At 36.4% G+C, this 18,133-nt stretch carries 16 protein-coding genes and 1 pseudogene; 5 read left to right on the top strand and 12 right to left on the bottom strand.

Annotated elements, in window-relative coordinates:
* Window positions 1-426 precede the first annotated feature (426 nt).
* The 3 genes and pseudogenes from H0184_RS22405 to H0184_RS22395 all read right to left on the bottom strand — a co-directional run bounded on the left by H0184_RS22405 (window position 427) and on the right by H0184_RS22395 (window position 4,701).
* A complete protein-coding gene (locus tag H0184_RS22405) occupies window positions 427-4,242 on the bottom strand; it encodes a GH32 C-terminal domain-containing protein (RefSeq protein ID WP_221828614.1) in 3,816 nt (1,271 codons plus the stop codon).
* A 22-nt stretch (window positions 4,243-4,264) separates the two neighbouring features.
* A pseudogene (locus tag H0184_RS22400) lies at window positions 4,265-4,588 on the bottom strand (sugar ABC transporter permease); the annotation flags it as partial.
* Window positions 4,555-4,701: a hypothetical protein gene (locus H0184_RS22395; RefSeq protein ID WP_221828612.1), complete on the bottom strand. Its 147-nt coding sequence runs from the start codon at window positions 4,699-4,701 to the stop codon at window positions 4,555-4,557. The pseudogene H0184_RS22400 and the gene H0184_RS22395, both read right to left, overlap by 34 nt.
* 691 nt (window positions 4,702-5,392) lie before the next feature.
* Here H0184_RS22395 and H0184_RS22390 point away from each other — a divergent pair.
* Window positions 5,393-5,935 (top strand): hypothetical protein, encoded by a 543-nt coding sequence (locus H0184_RS22390; protein ID WP_221828799.1) that lies wholly within the window; start codon window positions 5,393-5,395, stop codon window positions 5,933-5,935.
* Window positions 5,936-6,021: 86 nt separating this feature from the next.
* Here H0184_RS22390 and H0184_RS22385 read toward each other — a convergent pair whose 3' ends face one another.
* The 9 genes from H0184_RS22385 to pdxR form a co-directional block, all read right to left on the bottom strand.
* Window positions 6,022-7,518 (bottom strand): recombinase family protein, encoded by a 1,497-nt coding sequence (locus tag H0184_RS22385; protein WP_221828610.1) that lies wholly within the window; start codon window positions 7,516-7,518, stop codon window positions 6,022-6,024.
* Between the two features lie 312 nt (window positions 7,519-7,830).
* A complete protein-coding gene (locus H0184_RS22380; RefSeq protein WP_221828608.1) occupies window positions 7,831-8,235 on the bottom strand; it encodes a hypothetical protein in 405 nt (134 codons plus the stop codon).
* A gap of 179 nt (window positions 8,236-8,414) precedes the next feature.
* On the bottom strand, window positions 8,415-8,795 hold the full coding sequence (locus H0184_RS22375; RefSeq protein ID WP_221828606.1) for a hypothetical protein: 381 nt from the start codon (window positions 8,793-8,795) through the stop codon (window positions 8,415-8,417).
* Window positions 8,796-8,911: 116 nt separating this feature from the next.
* Window positions 8,912-11,224 (bottom strand): DUF3987 domain-containing protein, encoded by a 2,313-nt coding sequence (locus H0184_RS28035; protein WP_221828604.1) that lies wholly within the window; start codon window positions 11,222-11,224, stop codon window positions 8,912-8,914.
* Between the two features lie 135 nt (window positions 11,225-11,359).
* Window positions 11,360-11,494: a hypothetical protein gene (locus H0184_RS27830; RefSeq protein WP_260631727.1), complete on the bottom strand. Its 135-nt coding sequence runs from the start codon at window positions 11,492-11,494 to the stop codon at window positions 11,360-11,362.
* 22 nt (window positions 11,495-11,516) lie between these two features.
* Window positions 11,517-11,693: a helix-turn-helix domain-containing protein gene (locus tag H0184_RS22365; RefSeq protein ID WP_221828602.1), complete on the bottom strand. Its 177-nt coding sequence runs from the start codon at window positions 11,691-11,693 to the stop codon at window positions 11,517-11,519.
* 68 nt (window positions 11,694-11,761) lie between these two features.
* The gene (locus H0184_RS22360; protein WP_221828600.1) at window positions 11,762-12,577 is read right to left on the bottom strand and encodes a hypothetical protein; all 816 of its coding nucleotides are present in this window, start codon (window positions 12,575-12,577) and stop codon (window positions 11,762-11,764) included.
* A 110-nt stretch (window positions 12,578-12,687) separates the two neighbouring features.
* The gene (locus H0184_RS22355) at window positions 12,688-13,497 is read right to left on the bottom strand and encodes a hypothetical protein (RefSeq protein ID WP_221828598.1); all 810 of its coding nucleotides are present in this window, start codon (window positions 13,495-13,497) and stop codon (window positions 12,688-12,690) included.
* 480 nt (window positions 13,498-13,977) lie between these two features.
* Entirely contained in the window at window positions 13,978-15,363 is a 1,386-nt protein-coding gene (pdxR, locus tag H0184_RS22350) for a MocR-like pyridoxine biosynthesis transcription factor PdxR (RefSeq protein WP_221828596.1), read from the bottom strand.
* Window positions 15,364-15,489: 126 nt separating this feature from the next.
* On the opposite strand from pdxR, the gene H0184_RS22345 reads away from it, so the two are divergent.
* From H0184_RS22345 to H0184_RS22330, 4 genes are all read left to right on the top strand, one after another.
* The gene (locus tag H0184_RS22345; RefSeq protein ID WP_221828595.1) at window positions 15,490-16,416 is read left to right on the top strand and encodes a DMT family transporter; all 927 of its coding nucleotides are present in this window, start codon (window positions 15,490-15,492) and stop codon (window positions 16,414-16,416) included.
* A 53-nt stretch (window positions 16,417-16,469) separates the two neighbouring features.
* Entirely contained in the window at window positions 16,470-16,622 is a 153-nt protein-coding gene (locus tag H0184_RS22340) for a hypothetical protein (protein ID WP_221828593.1), read from the top strand.
* A 284-nt stretch (window positions 16,623-16,906) separates the two neighbouring features.
* Window positions 16,907-17,131 (top strand): hypothetical protein, encoded by a 225-nt coding sequence (locus H0184_RS22335; RefSeq protein ID WP_221828817.1) that lies wholly within the window; start codon window positions 16,907-16,909, stop codon window positions 17,129-17,131.
* Window positions 17,132-17,278: 147 nt separating this feature from the next.
* Window positions 17,279-18,118, top strand: a complete 840-nt coding sequence (locus H0184_RS22330; RefSeq protein ID WP_221828591.1) for a tyrosine-type recombinase/integrase — start codon at window positions 17,279-17,281, stop codon at window positions 18,116-18,118.
* Window positions 18,119-18,133 lie beyond the last annotated feature (15 nt).

Below are 18,133 nucleotides of genomic sequence, written 5' to 3'. Positions count from 1 at the left end.
AAGTTTATTAGTTTTGTCAGCAGTTTTTTTCCTTTCAGTTACAGAAAGTTCCAAAATCATATAGGTAATTAATGATATAAAGAATTCTGCAAAATCCTCAATTCCTTTGTTATAGTTGGGTATCCTTCTATTTCCGGAATTGTTTTTTGTGATGATGAACGTTTTAGACTTGCTGAGTTTGCCATCATTTCAAAAGCGTAAAGCAAATCTATTTTGAAACAGGCTCTAAAGGTTAACAGGAAGCCTTTTCCATGGGTAAAAGCCTTAATGGAGATTAGACTAATCCGCTAATCTCCATCTTATTATTTTTAATCTTAAATACTATCTAGTTGTAACGGAAGGCTGATAATCCAATACTTCACCGAATGTGGCTATAACTTCATTATACCGGTCAAAGCTCTTCTTCTTGTATCTCTTCAAATCTCTTTAATTCTTATCAGAAGAAAGAGCCCACTGCTGAAGCTCCTGATCTGGATTCAAATCATCAAAAGTCAAAATTCCATCTTCTGTTATTTCGAGTGCTTTCCCATTATGAACAGAAGTGATACTAACAGTCCCATTATTATTTTTAGTAATAATCCAGCGCTGATTATTATAGCCAAGATAGTTGTACAGCTGAATTTTATTTTGCCCAGTATCCATATCAAGCGCTTTGCCGCCATCTGTTCGGATTGAATAGGAACCATGCTCATCACCTGTTGGAATCAGGGTCCAGTTTGTAGCCTGGTCTGCATCAGCTATAGTCACAGGCTCCCCGTTATGAGACTTGGATGTATAAAGAGCTTTTCCTGTTACTATATTCGTAAAGCTTGTTTTCATTAAGTTTGCTTCTGAGGCATTGATGACATTAACATGTTGATAAGTTGCTTGACCTCCAAAGACATTTACACCAAAATGCCCTTCGGCAAATGTTCCATCCTGTAAATCCATGATTTTCTGACCGTCCACATAAATCTGGATGTGAGGACCCTTCGCCTCGATTTTCACTTTATATGTCTTTCCTGGTTGAATAAAGGCAGGAACTTTCCCAATTACCATACGTTCCTCAAAGCCTCCGTCAATCTTGTAAAATAGACGAAAAGCCTTCATATTCGGATCAAGATTAAAGTAATATCCGCTTCTACCATCTTCACTTGCCCGGAATAGAATGGAACCTGCACCGCCTGCTTCTCCCAGCATCATTTCTGCTTCATAGATAAAGTCTCCCGCAGTTTCCTTAGCCATATAGTTTGCATCACTTGTATGCGTACCACGGATTCCATTTTCGGTGATAGTCCATTTTGATGCCGAAAGGTCTGATTCCCATCCAGTTAAATTAGTTTGAAATTCACCATCATATACTTTTACCACTACACTTGCGGAAGCCTTTCCATTCGGCGTAGACGCTGTTATGATTGCTTCTCCTTTGCTTCCCGCCTTAAGTACTGCGCTGGTGTTAGTAGAAGAGGCAACCTCCACTATATTCGAATCACTGGATGTCCATTTAATAGGCTGAGTACCCTTTCCATTTCCATTTTTCACAGATGCAAATAAGTTTAAAGCATCACCACTATTCATCTCCCTTTGATTTGTATCCATTACAATACTTGTACCATCTTCCGCATTGTGGCCCCAAGTATCTGTAAGTGAATGTACTTGTAATGATACAACATTCACTTCGCCTCCCTTGGCGTAGAAGTGAATGTTACGACTCGAAGGATCAGGGAATATAACATCAGAAAAAACTATCTTCCCATCATTAGCAAATACCTCAATGGATGAATCATCTACAAAGATATTCATCTTAATACGTTTATTATCCGGTTTTAATGGAGCCTCATGGAACGTTGAGAAAAGTCTGGAGAAATCAGATTCACCTGACTCAGCACGATCTACAAAAATTTTGTTATCTGCTGATTTGTATCCAACAACTGTTTTTTGGTCCGCACCTTCACGAACTTGAAAACCAAATTCGGTTATTTGGCTTGTAGAAGGAATTTCAATCTCAGCTTCTATTTCAAAGGCTCCTGATTTGATTCCCTTTAACAAGTTTGAAGCATTAGCCGGATTTATTATTTTGTTCTGTGTCTGGTATATGGTGCTGCGGATGGACTGTAGTTCCTTAATCGGAGCTTGCGCGAGTCTTATCCCTTCATCTGTGTTCACCAATCGTACTTCTCGCGGAATCGTCAGTTCTCCCTTCCAACCCGTAGTTGGAAATGCAAACGGATAATCCCAGTTGGTCATCCAGGCCAACATTACACGGCGATTATCCGGCATATTGGAGAATGACATTGATGCATAGAACTCCTTTCCGTAATCCGTTTTAAGTACTTTCCCAGTCGGATTGTCATTGATGAATTTACCATCAGCTGTCAACTGTCCAACAAAATACTCCGCATCAGACCCTTGCGTTTTTGGATTTGCCCCAGTACTAATCATCAAAACCCATTTTTTCTCATCTGTCCCTTCAACCTGAAGTTCGAAGAGATCAGGGCATTCCCATACTCCGCCGCGCACATAATTTCCATAACCAAAATTATCAGTAAGCTTCCAATCTATTAAGTTCGTAGAAGTAAAGAAGCGAATGTGATCCCCGCCGGATACAACCATAACCCATCGATTGTTTGCATCATCCCGGACGACTTTAGGATCACGGAAGTCCCAGCCTCCCGGATCATCCCCATTCCTGCCGGGATTCTCAATTACAATCGGGCGTTCCTTTGAATAGTTCCAAGTACGTCCCTGATCGGTACTATAGGCAAGACCAATACGCTGGTTCCCATTCAATCCATCTGGATTAAACGAAGTGTAATATGCAATAAGACCTTTCCCTCCCGTATTCGTAAATAAACCGGAAGCATTATTTAAATCCGCCACAGCTGATCCTGACCAGACATGCCCATGATCATTCCATGGCAAGGCAATAGGAAGTCGACTCCAATTCACCAAATCCTTACTTACCGCATGGGCCCAAGTCCCACCATCTTGATGGAACAAATGATACTCGCCTTCGTAGTAGACCAGACCATTCGGATCGCTTACAGACCCGCGAGCTGGAGTATAATGATAGTCTGGCCGATATTTTTCTTTGTAATAGCTGGATGTTGGAACTAGATAAACATCTTGGAAGTAGGCAGAACCTGATGTTACGATAAATCCTGCAAGCCCAGCCTTGTAGCTTCTATCCGTCACCTTAACAGCAGCTTCAGAGTAGCCATCAACATACAGTTCGATTTCATTGCCATTTGCTATAATTTCAAGATGGTGTTTGGTACCTTCTTGAGATTCATAGGTATGGTCCGATGTTTTAAGTACTGTCCCGTCCGCCCTTTTCAATTGCACCTTGACTGTATGACCTTCTTTATAAAGCACCGCCTGGTAACCAGTTGTTCCCTGTTCATTTGCACGAAAAGCAAGTGCAGCTTCCGATGGGTTTTGATCAAAAGAAACATTTCCTTCAAGTACAAAGTCGCTTGCGCTTTTATTATAGATTTGCTTTGCTTTCACAGCATTATCAGCTATTCCTTTCAAACCTTTGATAGCTGGTTCCCAGTTTCCTTCCTTATATAGTGTTGAACCAAGATTTGTTGAGAGCTCGCTGACTTTTACATTTTGAAATAATGCTGCCCCATCCCATACGTTAAGTCCAAGAAACCCCTTGTTATATGAAGCATTTCTTACCTCAATTATAGGAGCGTACTTGTTCTCCCAATAAACTTTGATCGTATCTCCTACCACCTTCACCTTCAGATGATAGATTCCATCCTCTTGCAACTTAACCTTGCGTTCCTCTTTTAATCTCTTTTCATCACGAGCATCATGAAGGCGAATGATTCCCGCATTAGGAACGATTTGCAGCATATAGGAATCCCAGCCATCCTCATTAGAGCGGAATACTAAGGTGGCATCCGCATTCTTGTCTATTACTTTCACATCTGCTTCATAGATAAAATCTTCAGAGATGACATCTGAAACCGCTATTACATTTTCTGTTGGTTCTGATGTTAGCAATAGTCCCTGTTCTGTGTCTTCCAGTGTGCCTTTCCCTTTAATTTGCCAGCCTGTTAGATTTGTAGTTGCTTTGTTTGTGTTTTCAAAAATAGTTGATTCCACCTTCGTTTCTTCCCCTATGGTTTGATTGGGTACAGCTGCCAAGCCTTTCGAAGGATAAACAAGATACGTTCCCACAGAGGTAGTAATAAGTATAGTTGACAAAAATATTGAAATCCATTTTTTCAAAATTAGTTTCCTCCTTGTCATTTGTTCCAAAGTAGTTTTGCAGTGCATATAGCACAAGTTGTATATTTTTCTTAATTGCTGCCCTTCTTAGTTGGTTCAGCATTAAAGCTAAAATGATAGGGACTGGAAACCCAATAATAAGTCCATAAACACTCAACAAAAGCGTATTCATAAATATGGCCAAAATTTGGTGATGTTAGGAAATCTCTGAAATGCTCCAGTCCAACCCAATCACTTCCTAAAATCCCTTTCATTGGGCTAAAATCCTTAATGCAATAATCGATCCATACATAGGTACATATTTAAAAATAATGGTTAGAATAATGGCAGGAGCTAAAAACAGATACAGTACGTAATTACGCCTGATGTATTGAAAAGAGTACCACTGGTTTCTTTTTTGACCTCTACACGCTCTAACTCTAGAGTATTAGACTTTATATTCTTCCTATAGGCTGTAACCTTTGGTATAAGCTTTGTCATTTCTCGATGGCCCCCTCCTAATACAGAAATTTTGCAACACTTCTCTTGTGTGCAGTATGTTATTCCCAATCAATAATCAAGATATTTGCCACCCTTAAACTTGCTGTTATTATTTAATCATGACTAGCAAAAATCCCGTCAGTCTACGGGTGTTCCACAAAATTTTTTCTAATTGCTGCCTCCTTTGTTCTTAATTGGCAGAAGCAAAGTTAACATACAGATACAGCTTTCTTATCCGTTATAACATTTAAAGCGGTTTCATTTTTGGTATTAACTTACTCTTGCAATCTCTTAACCTTCTATGAAAAATTTTATTGCTTATTTGCTTTTAACTATATCAGGTAGTATAAAAGTTAGATTCCAATATCTTTGGATAGGGGTATTTGAAATTTTTGGCATTTAAATACAATTTCATTCCCATAGGTTTAGGGTGAGCAGGTTTTGTACTAATATGAGACTTTTTTATTCAATAAAAAAACCTCTAGCTTATTTACTAGAGGAATAACAGATTTAAGAGAAAAAAGGTTGAGTCTGAAAAACTAATAATTGTTGAAAAGGCTCATGATGCAATAATTATACGAGAAGTATTTGATGCCGTTCAGCAACAAATGAAAATTAGAACAAAGTATATTACAGCACCTAAAAGCATCTATTTACCAACATTCTTTTTTGCAAAGACTGCGGTACAGGAATGTGGTACAGGAGTAATCGTGAAGGCTATATTTGTGGAAGTTATGCACGTCAAGGTAAAAAAGCATACAGTAATCATCTAATTAGAGAGAAATTACTGAATGAAACAATTCTAACTGACATCCAGAAGTTAGTGAAACAGATGGACAAGCAGCAATGTTTAAAAAAGTTAGAAGCTCAATCAAAAAAATCGAAGCAAAACATTGAAAAACAACTTGAGAAATTAGAAAAGCAATTCGAGATCATTAAGCGTCGCAAAAGAAAGTACATCAATATGTTAGCCGAAGAGATAATTACTCAAGAGGAATACCGTGAAAATGTAGAGGCTAATAATATTGAATTTAACGAGTTAGCAGAAAATAAGAACGATCTTTTAACAGCGATGGAAAGTGAACAAACGGCGGATAACATCGAGAAGTTCAAACAAGAATTACTTCAATTTCTAAATTTCGATGAGTTAACACCCGAGATAAATCGTATCGAAGTAAAGGAAGATGGAACACCTTTCATCCACTATCGTTTTTCGGCTTCCATACCTGATTAAAACGCAGCAGAATCCCCTATTTGGGGTCTGCTGCTTCTTTTAAAACTATCTGCGAGACGCACTCAACGTGTGTTGACTGTTGGTGACTACATTTTTTCTAAAAATAAAGAGGGTTTTGCGAAACGAAAATGAACATTTACTTCTTTTTCACTTGTTATCTCGATTCGCTCGATTACCCTATGCAATAGTTCTTCATTCAAGTCGTTTAATTGTAGTATTTCATCTATTACCCTTTGATATTTAACTAAATCATTATTACCTTCTTGGTGGCATTGTAGCAGCTCAGTAATATCAAGTTTATTTTCTTGTAACTCAATAATTCTTCTTCTATTAGATTCTGTTGTTTCTTTGTATTCATCTTCAGTAATAATCTTTCGGGCAAGTAACTTTATTAGTTCTTTATTTTCTTCTTTAAGCTGCAAAATTTCGTCGTCGATCTTTTTAAGTTTCTTCTTTTCACCTGTCATTGTTTTATTAACCTTGTTTACTAAAGATTCAACCATGTCGTTGCCATTAATAACATTATTTATCAATGCACGTAATTCAGTAAGAATTGCTTTTTTAAGCCTATCTTCTTTAACAAAATGACTAGTACAGGCATTTTTCCCATGCTTTCGGTAACGTCCACATACATATCCTTTTCTGTCTTGCATATACCACAATGAAGTGCCACAATCAGAACAATATATAACATTAGTAAACAAATGCTTTTTTGCTTTTGGACGTTTTTTATACCTGCTTTTTAGCATGTCCTGTACTGTTTCAAAATCTTCTTTAGAAATAATCGGCTCATGTGAATTAGGAATAACAATCCATTCTCCAATGGGTATGTCGTCCCTGGTTTTATCAACCACACTTCTTACTTTGCTTCTCCCTTGTACCAAATCCCCAACATAATGAGGATTTTTTAAGATTAATTTTACAGAAGTACCTTGCCAATACTGACCTGCATTTTTCTTACCAGCAATTTGTGCTGGTGTTGGATACCCTAAACTATCAAGGTGTCTTGCAATTGCTTCAATACCTTTTCCTTGTAAATATAAATAGAAAATCAATTTAATTACATCAACGGTTTCATCTTTTCTGACAACAAGTTTTTTATCAATAACTTCATAACCATAGGGAGCGTTTGAGCCTTTATACTCTCCCCTTTTTGCTTTTTGTTTAAGAGCAGTTTGAATTCTCCTAGAGATACGTTGGCTTTCTTCTTCATAAAGCCACGCGTATAGACCAAATTTGTCCGTATTATCTTCTAAGGTATTAATTGCCCCATCCAAAGTTATTAATTGAATTTTCCTAGATTGGAGGACCCTCTTGATTTTATAGGCTAACTCTCCATTCCTAGCTAAACGAGATAGTTCTTTAGCTAAAATGCAGTCGAACTTTCCCTTTTCAGCATCTTGAATCATCCTTTGGAAGTTTTCCCTTTTATCCGTAGTTCCACTTTCAATATCTAGATAAATTTCTGCAAGTTCCCACCCTTGCTGTTCAATATAGGAGTAAAATAGGTGTTTTTGATTTTCTAAACTTGTTTTTTGTTCCAAATGATCTGTTGAAACCCTGACATATACTGCACATCTCAAGATTTGTTTCCTCCTCAAGAGATGTCTCCGTGTGTATAATCTTTATTATAGATTGGTTTTTTAATTCCTGCATTAACTCTTTTTTCCATTTCACTATTAATATAAGCTTCTATTAAAACTGCAAATTCACATACTCCATAATGGATATTAACTTTCAATTATCTCACCTCGTCAATTTGGTCTCGACAAATCAAGTTTCGATTGGAAGGCTTTCATATGCTGAATTTAATTTTTATCAGTTGTTTAAACAAGGCACGGTCAAGTGTTAGGATATTTAAACACTCCTGATCCGTGCCTTAATTATCTAATGGTTTACCTTTGTTTTAATATAGATAGTTCATAAATTTCGTCTATCCCAAAGCTATGAACACCTTGGTAACAATCTGAATAATCCACGCAATCATGAACCTCACCGTAAAAATCCTCAATTTCAAGGTAAAGTTTCCCCTGATTTATTGTGAGGATTATACCTTCAAAACATCCAGTATCCCATATCGAAACTATTACTCTAAGACCCTTATATAATTTTTTTAGGTTATTAGGGCTATCTATTTCGAGATATTCTAACTCATTATCTATATCCAAGTTATCGTCGAGAAATGGAATAGGACTGTGATGTTGTATTGCTTTAATAAGTACTAGTTCTTCAACCTTTTCCAATTTATATTTTTGAATTAATTTAATAGTCTTTGTTTGTTGTTTTACTTCATTATTCACTATCGTCTCTCCTTTGAATATTCAAGTGTTTGGGAATTTTCAATCAGTGCACATCTGGTTAAGGTGCTTTTTATCTAATTGCCTGTAAACCTTGTTATACCAACCTTTTTAGTTATTTTCTTTTTCAGAAACCTTAGCAAAACTTAACCATTAGCACATACTTCGTTTTATACTCTTTATTATTTCTGAACCTTTACTAATCGGTTGATATATTTATTCCCTAGCTCTAAAGCTGTAGAGAATGGTACATTTTTCGCCTTATATTTTTCGAGAAAAGGGGTCTTTTTCCCTTTCAACCACGTTAGTCTAACAACATCAAACCTTTCCTCCTCTTGCTTCAAAATGAATATGGAACTAAAACGGTTAAGCATAATCTCATAAACTTCACCGGGTACACCAATTACCCAGCCGGACTCATAGGCTTTCTTATCCTCTTCTTTTTCAAAAATCAACTTCTTGTTCAAAGTTAATGGTAATTTACTAGCAGATACTTCAGCTTTGCTGCTCTGACTTGCTTTATTTTCATTAATTACTTTTAATGCCTTTTCCACCAAACCCATAAGTACCACCCTCGTAAATTAGTAATCTTCGCAGCAATACGAAAATAGGAGTACAGTGGAACGCTATATAGACCAACACTTCTGAAGGGAAAATTCGTAACTTCGTTATTTTCGTATTAATTTTCAATAGAATAATAAATTCGTTTTTTTCCTTCTCTTTTTTCGATAATCGTTTGCTGATCTAACAAGTGAGCAAGTTCATTATTAATTTCTTCTGCACTTTTATTGTTGTTAAAGCACTGATGAATTTCAGTTTTTGAAAGCCCATTTCTCCCACTCTTTTTAATATGTTTATATATCTCGTCTCTAAGTGAATTTCCTACGCTGTTTCCAAAGATGTATTTACATGAATTGATGGAGTATTCTGCAACAGCGAGTGCTGCAAGTAAATGAGGTTGTTTTATCTGAGGTGAACAATCTAATAGAGCATAAAGAAGGGCTATCCTTAGTACTTGAGGTGCCATTCTACTCGTGATATCCTTTATTAAAGGGCTACCATAACCCTTTAGCGATGTTAAATCGGGATAAACGCTTGCCCAAAGCGTTTTGCTATCATCATCAAATTCTATTTTTCTAGTTTCTTTAGCTAAAGTAATTGAAGTTTCTAACTTTTGTAGCATTGGTTGAAAATTCACCTGTTCAATGTTCCCTCCAAAGGGTAATAATTTTGAACGGCGAACGCAAAACCACAAAAACCTATTTGCAAAACCATTTGCCATATCTGTATCTGTAATATTTTTTATAAGCTCATGTGGGGTAATGTGTCCGATAATACTCACATGAGCATTTGTTGTTTTATTGGGATTATTTTTCGTTAATGTTCCAGCTGTTCCATCATCCCACATTTTTCTAATAACCTCTGTAACCGTATTTCCTTCCCTTTTAGCAACCTTCAATAGGGAAGCCATTTCAGATTCAATAACTAAAAGCCTTTTATCACTTACCCCATTGTCTACAAGCCGTTCTTCACCGATAGTCACTCCATCTTTGGTAGTTTCCTCGTATTTATAAATGGGGTCCCGAACATGATAAATTAGACCTTCCCCACTTGCTAAACCAGATTTAATATTATTTTGGATATATTCTTTATCAAACGTTTCATATAACCTTTTAATATGTGCTGTTGTTGTGCCTTTCCTACCGACCGAAGAATCAACAACAGTTACTGAAAATAGCCGTCCTGGGTGTTTGGTTGCTTCAACTCCTACATGTGCATTATTACCAACAACATTCCCATAAAAGGTTAGGAGATTAATTAATAACGCAACAGGATCACCTTCTGTATGAGGTTCAATTGCCTTTACTATCTCACCAGCTAATCCATAATATGCTAAATCATTCATTGGCTCTGGGAAGTTGTAAGTCAAGGAAATTTCTTCATTATCTTGTTCAACAGCCCTTACAGATTTTAGTTGTTTTCTCCACCCTGGCTCTAATGAGTCCCTAAACTCGGAAAAACCTTTCCCATGACAAGAATTATGCTGACACATTGCAATAATTCTCCCGTCAGGATATTGAACTACTATTGCAGAGTTATCTGTATGTGAAGGGTCCCATATGCATTGTTCTAGTAAATACTTTGTTCCACCATTCCAATTACCAACAGATTTAACTTTTATCCCTTTTTCATCTAACCAAGCCCCAACATCTTTTATATGGTATGGTTCGCTATTAGTAGTTTTAAAATTTTTCAATTCATTTTCGTTTGAAGGTAATTGGCTTGTTAGTTTCCTTAAGCAGTCAGCGTTAACTTGTTCAAGTTCTTCTGGAACAAATAATAGTTTATTTAAACGGTGAGGGCGTTCTTCAGTATGGTCACCTTTACAGGATAAGGTGCCGTAAACCTTACATATTCTAGCTGGGTTAGAAGTAGTCGTATCAATTTTGACGTTATTGTCACTAAATTTGAGGTCTAGCAGCTTTAGAAAATTTTTAATCAATTCCCTGTATTCCTGTTCATTTGGAAAACCAACTCGATACTTTAGATGAAATCCGTTACCAGAATCTGCAACAACACCATCTGGGAATCCTTCTTCTTTTAAATAGCTAAATACTTCTTTTGCCTTTAGATACGCTAGTTCCTTCTCTTGATCACTCGCATTAACCCCTGTAGGACGTTGGGGATCTACATCAATATATAACCATTCAAGACTAATAATCTCGGTATCCTTAGTTGTATTCTTGGCAAAGGGGATAGCTCTGTTATTAGCCCTACCCAGCAAAGCTCGATTAACCGGATTCAGTGTTATATAAATACCTGGGCATTTACCACTCCATTTCGCACATTCGTTAACTAATTTGTCCAAGTCATTGAAATAGCCGGAGACAGTACCCTTTCCTTTTACATTAAAAAGTCTTAACTCATAAACATGTTCACTTAACGTAAATAATTCTAAGGTTTTCCGGATATTATCCATATCATAGTTCACTGATAAAGGCTCCTTTCATAGCTGCCACTTATTCAGTTTTCAAGGAACGAATTTTACTAATTTACGAATTTTGTTTAAAATCCCTTGATACACCTAGGTTTCTTTGCTTTTTCAGTATTCGCCAACTTACGAAAATTACGAACTTTCTCGTTCACTGTAAATCCCAAACCATGTTCCTATGAGTACAACCTTTTCCTTGTCGTTCAGACTTTTATCGGCTAGAATTTCTCCGACCCTTGCAATTAGTCCATAGCAATCAGTGATTTTCATCAGTCAATCTCCCTTTACACGTTTATTTAGTGATTGATTTTCCACCCTTTTTTATCCATTCCTTAAGCTGTTCTTCTTCCACACGTACTTGCCTACCCAAATAAACAGCTGGGATAATTCCGGCACGGATGAGTGCATATGCTCGATCATTGGTAACATCCAATATCCGGGCAACATCATCCATTTTTAATAGTTTCATTTTAATTCACCTCCTTACAACTTAATTAAGTTAAAGGTTACTAGTAAAATCCAAACACAAAAAGGGCGTTAGAGATTTTCCCTAACGCCCTTTTTATTACTTTTATTTTTTGTTATTATTCTTATTTCTATTTTCTCGTTTAAACCAATGCTATCGTAAATTTTATTAATTTCTTTTCTTACCTTGTCAACACTACCATCCTTAAAAAATTCATGTGCTATATCTTCAAATGTCTCCCCTAAAACGTGGTAGTGAATAAACCACATATAATGATTTGTTGTTCTTTTTTCATCGGCATTTGAAAATCGGTTTTCCCAAAATACTTTGTTAGTCTTTCCAATATAGCTGTTCACAATTTTTTCAACCCTTTTTCGATATAGCTGTTCGGATTCTGTAGCTGGGTTATAAATCGGCAACACCAATTGACCATTTTGGTTTACCTCATCTATTAAATTTTGAACCTTACCAATAACAGGATTAAATAAAAATAAATTATACTTTGTTTGTTCGTTTTCAAACCAAACCATAAAAGTTTGGAACAAATACTCGATTACCCATTCTTCATTTATGTACCAATCTTTCGCCCAGGTTTTGATTTCCTTCTTAAATAAATCCATTGTTGTAACCTCATCAAAGGCACTGAAATCAAGTAAACTATTTGGCTTTTTCCCGAATGATCCGCAGATTTGTTCAAATGATAAATACAGATTTTGTATTTCATCCATCGTTTCTGGAATTACATTTACTAAATTAAGAAGGAATAATGATTGATGTCCAATTCTTTTTAATTCTTCGTCTGCTAGTTGTCCACCTAACCCTAAATAGTATTTTTCCATGTTATCTTTCCTTTGTTGTTTTACACCTAATGTATATTTACTTTCCATTCATTTCAATATTTAATTTTTTACTTTTGTTTATTGACCTCGTAGCAATTGGCTATTTATGAAACCCACATTTAAAAAAAGAACCAATTTCTATGGTCCTGTTATTTATGTTATTCGACTAAAACTCTCATATTTTTTAATTCATCAAATTTTTCTATTAAATAATCTAGAAGTATGATACATCTTAAAGAGTTCAATTCCGTCCCATAATTAGTATCTGCCCCATGCAAAATAGCATGTCTGCTTAACGGAGACTCTAGAACTTGACCATGCTGGAAACTGCTGAGAACAACATTAAAAAAGAATAATTGCACCGCATTATCAAATGAAAATGTTCCTTTTTCATTTAAAAGTGATTCTATATAGGATTTAAGTTTATCTTGCTTTAACCAACCCGTGTGGTTGAAGTTTTCTACTATTATCCCTTCAATTTGAGGTAACAAAGTTGCGATAGACGAAAAAAACTTTCTATTGTTATGTGCTTCAATTCCTTCATTTAGAATTGGTAATCTGTTATGTAGCCAATCTAACCTGATCCACTTTCTTAGTATTACTTTAATTGTTTCCTCATTGAATTTTTGAATAAGTATTTTTTCTACATGCACCCTGGTTAGATCCAATCCATTTTGATAATAACAATGAACGATTTCCCTCATTTGGATTATTTCTAAATCCTCGTGTGGAGGATAACCCATTTCCGCCATAATCAACTTAAATTTTTCTACATCATTGCTAGTAGCTTTAATTCCTTCTGCAATTCTTTCTAAATTCAGTGCGTGAACTTGAACACGCATTGCTTCTGCGAATTTCACCATTGGTTCCGTTGCTTGTTTTAATTGTTCCTGTATGGCTTCCATATTTTCGGTAGCTTCCTGGAACACTGCATTTAAACGACTAAAATCCGGCAGCTGAAATTTCATAACATTCCCCTCTTTATACCATGTACTTTTCTCCTATTTTACCTTATAAATCTTTTCTTTGCTTTCCAGCAATATTATATAATTTATATTCGTTGATTCCCGTCAATCGCACAGTTAAGGTGGTTAGCTCTGTTCCACGAATTTGGATTAAGGGATTACAAATCAATCCTTAGGACTTTACTGTTCTTTGATTAGAATATTTATTGTCGGTATCATAACCTATAAGTTGTAACTAAACATGACTGTTATAGTCTGTTATAGTTTTTCAAGACATAAAAAAAAGACCGTCTATTGACAGTCCGTTCTTGAATTAAAGCCCCCGATAGTTTAAGTACAATTCTTCACAAAATTAGTTTTATTACAGGAATGCTACCCCGTTTGTTTAATAAGAATTTCAGCAAAAAGGTGCCTTAATCCTTCCTAGATCAACGCTACCCATTAGTTTAAGTCCATTTCTTCACAAACTTCTTTTTAGGGGTGCTACCCTCCCCATGCTTTTGCCAACGAGTGAACTCCTGAAAATATCTCTTCCTCAGATAATACTGCAAAACCCAATAGAATGGTTCGATTGTCACTTAAACCGTAATCTGATACAGGATAAACTTTGATATCATATTTAGCAGCCTGTTCAATAAGCTCTTTTTCCACCATACCGTTATTCATGCGGACTAAAAGATGCAATCCAGAATCCTGGCCAATGATTTCAATTGAATTTGGGAAATGAGTCGAAAGCGCTGTGATGAGTGCATCTCTCTTTTTTTTGTAAACAATCCGCATTTTGTTAATATGTTTTTTCCAGCTGCCTTCCTGCATGAATCTTTTGATGATCTCCTGGTCAAGCCGAGACACAGACTGAACGAAGTGAAAGTAATGTTCATGGTACTTTTCCATTAACAGTTTGGGAAGAACGATATAAGCCATGCGCAGGGACGGTAGCAACGCTTTTGAAAATGTACCCATATAGATTACTTTTTCATCGGAATCCAGACTTTGTAATGCAGGGATGGGTTTGCCTGAATAACGAAATTCACTGTCATAATCATCCTCGACGATGTATCTTCCCTTTTTTTCCTTAGCCCAGCTCAGCAACTGCTTACGCCTTGATATCGACATTATCATTCCACAAGGAAATTGGTGTGACGGAGTAACAAAAGCAATATTAGCGCCACTTTCCTTTAAGCTGGTTATGCTGATCCCTTCATTATCAAGCGGAATTCCCTTCACATTTTCAGGTCCTTTTTCGAAGGTTACAAGTCTTTTATGGTACCCGGGGTCTTCAACGGCATACAAGCTTCCCTTTAATAACTTAAACAAAAGTTGTATTAGTGTTGGTGTTCCTGACCCAATGATTATCTGGCTCGGCGCTGTCCGGACGCCACGGGATTCGTACAGATAGGAGGCAATTTCTTCACGCAGCTCATATTCTCCCTGAGGATGCCCAATCGTCAACAAATGTTTACTCTCACTCTTCAAAACATCATTTGCTATTTTTCGAAAAACAGCAAAAGGAAATGAATGATGATCAACTCCTGTTTGAGTGAAATCGAAAGTGACGTCGCTTTTAAAGATTTTTTCCTTGATATAATCGGAATTTTTTTCAGCATCGGAAAATGTTGGCTGAATTTCGCAGACAAAATACCCTTTTCGTGGGATTCCCTCAATATATCCTTCGGCAACAAGCTGGTCGTACGATGCCTCTACAGTGTTTTGGCTCACGTTTAAATACCGAGAAAGTTTTCGTTTGGAAGGAAGCTTAGTATTTGGCCTAAGCATCCCTTTATCAATCTCTTGCTTGATATAGTTATATAACTGTACATATTGAGGCTCTTTACTATACGAATCAAGTTTTGGTGTTAATTCATACATCCATCTGACTCCCTTCCGATAATAAAAACTGGCCCTACAAACCATGCCAGCCTCTTATTATAATGCATCTATGGAAACATTCCTAATAATTACTATTAAAAAACTATCAGCAGGGAGGCAATCATTATGAAAACAACCCGATATGGCGGACTTTTGATGATAATTAGTGGAGCAGCATTATGGGGTCTCTCCGGACCGATGATCCAGTGGCTTTTTCAAAATAGCGAATTATCTCTGAATAATTTCCTTGTTGTACGATTAATTATGGCTGGAATCTTCACTCTGGGACTGTTGCATTTCACTCAAAAAAACATTTTTGGCATCTGGAAGGATCGTCGTTCTTGGATTCAACTCATGATTTTTGGTGTGTTGGGTATGCTTGGAGCCCAGTACGTTTTTATAGAAACCATCCGTGTAAGTAATGCAGTGACAGCAGTACTATTCCAATTTCTCGGTCCCGTTTTCATTACCATTTATTTAGCATGGCAGACAAAAAAACTACCAACAATGATGCAATTTCTAGCTGTGATTGCAGCCTTAGCCGGAACCGTTCTCCTGATTACAAATGGCTCAATGGAAAATGTCATGCTTTCGAAAAGGGCCATTATTCTTGGTCTGCTAACTACACTTGGTTTTACTTTCTATACACTCCATCCTGTCTCATTGATCAAGGAGTGGGGAACCTCGGTCATCATTGGCTGGGGTATGTTAATTGGCGGCATTGTGCTGTTAATTTTCAAGCATGATTTTAGCGTTGTACAATTGGCCCAAACCTTAACACTTCATACATTTTCGATGATGCTTCTGGTAATTATCTGCGGCACGGTTTCTTTTATACTCTATATTGGCAGTCTGAATTATTTAAGCGCCACTGAAACAAGTTTATTATCCAGTATCGAACCTCTAGTTGCTGCAATTGTGTCTATCGTTTGGTTAAATGTGGGGTTTGGTGCTACTCAACTATTAGGCGGATTTTTTATCGTTGCTGCTGTTGTCATCCTATCATTCCCGGATAGTCAAAATAGGGAAAAACAATTGCAGACGTATATGTAAGCATGTCCTGAAGGGGATACCGCTGGGACAACACCCCCTAGAAAGGGGTTGTGTTGTCATTCTACGACTTAACTGATATAAAATGGTGTGAAGTATTAAAAGATTCTAACCAAGAAGTGAAAGGTGCCATCAACCATAACCTTACTTCTGGTATCAATGAAGTAAAAAAAGACGACCCCTGTACGATACTAACGGGTTCTCTTTGAAGTGCAAAATAGAAAAAGGCAAAGCAAATAACAACGCGTTTCACATACGAATTAGCAAACAAAATTGCATCATTTAACAATAAAGAATGAGCTGGATATTAAAAATCCTGCTCCTTTCTTTTGTATTCTTGTTAAAGTTAAGCACCCTTTAGTTTAAATACATTTGTTCACAAACTTAAAGTTTTTAGGATCTGCCTGTTTTCTTTCTCTCAATTATTTTTTGGAGTATAAGTTTAAATGCTGTTACAAATAATACCCCTATAACAAATTAGGGGGTTAATATAATGGAAGAAACACCCACAAGTAATAATGAAATGAGCACAAGTAATAATGGAATGAGTACAAGTAATAACGGAATGAGTACATCTAATAAGATAAACCTTTCAGGTCTTGGTGTTGGAGCAATTGTACTAACCACTGTTTATACGGCGGTTTTGGCTTCGCAGTTAATGGCTACCAAGCATAAAGTCGATTACCTTTATTACAAAGAATTAACACAAAATAAATAGCTAATTATAGACGGTGCTTTTTTCACCGTCTTTTATTTATATAAAACATAATTTGAACTAACCTGCCCGTTACTTCAATATCAACGTGTTTATTTCTATATTCAAGGCAATAATTCCTCTAACACAATCCTTAAGGAGGAATTGATTTTGCAATTAACAAATGCCTGGGAACTTTATGAATCGGATAAGAGGATTGAAGGATTCTCTCCACAGACATTAAAAGCGTATAGACTCCAATCTAAGTTACTCATCCATCACTTTAATGATGTAAGTATTGGATCAGTAACAACCGATCAGTTGAAAGGATACCTAGCAAAATCCAGTGTACACTTAAAACCATCAAGTTTAGCTCATCGGATTCGATTTATTAAATCACTATTTCGTTGGTCACACGAGGAAGGGCATATTCAAAAAAATCCAGCTGCAAAAATTAAAGAACCTAAACAAGGAAAACGGATTCCGAAATTTTTAACGGAGAGAGAAATTGAACATTTGAGGGAAGCGTGTTTTTCTCCAATGGAAAAAGCATTATTTGAATTTATGTTTTCAACAGGTTGTAGAATAGGAGAAATTGTTTCTCTTAATAAAAATAGTATTAATTGGTCAAATCGCTCTGCAATTGTACTTGGAAAGGGTGATAAGGAAAGGGAGGTTTACTTTAATATACGGTGTGAAATCTGGCTTAAGCGATATTTAGATCTTCGCCAAGATAATGACCCAGCTATTTTTGTTACGGAACGAAATCCGCACCGAATGAGCATTGGTCAGATGAGGTACATCATAAAGCGAATATCAAGCCGTGCAGGGATCAACAAAGAAATACATCCACACCAACTACGCCACAGCTATGCCACCCACCTATTGAACAACGGAGCTCCTATCGATGTTATTCAAAGTTTACTAGGGCACGAAAAAAGCGAAACCACTAGGATTTATGCTCAGTTAAGTGGCAGCCTTAGAAGAGAATTTTATAGAAAATATTTTTAGTGATAAATGGCAAAA

The sequence above is a fragment of the Neobacillus niacini genome (genome assembly GCF_019749295.1).
GTDB lineage: Bacteria > Bacillota > Bacilli > Bacillales > Cytobacillaceae > Neobacillus > Neobacillus niacini_D.
The sequence above is the reverse complement of the archived record's forward strand: the minus strand, read 5'-3'. Positions and strand labels throughout refer to the sequence as shown.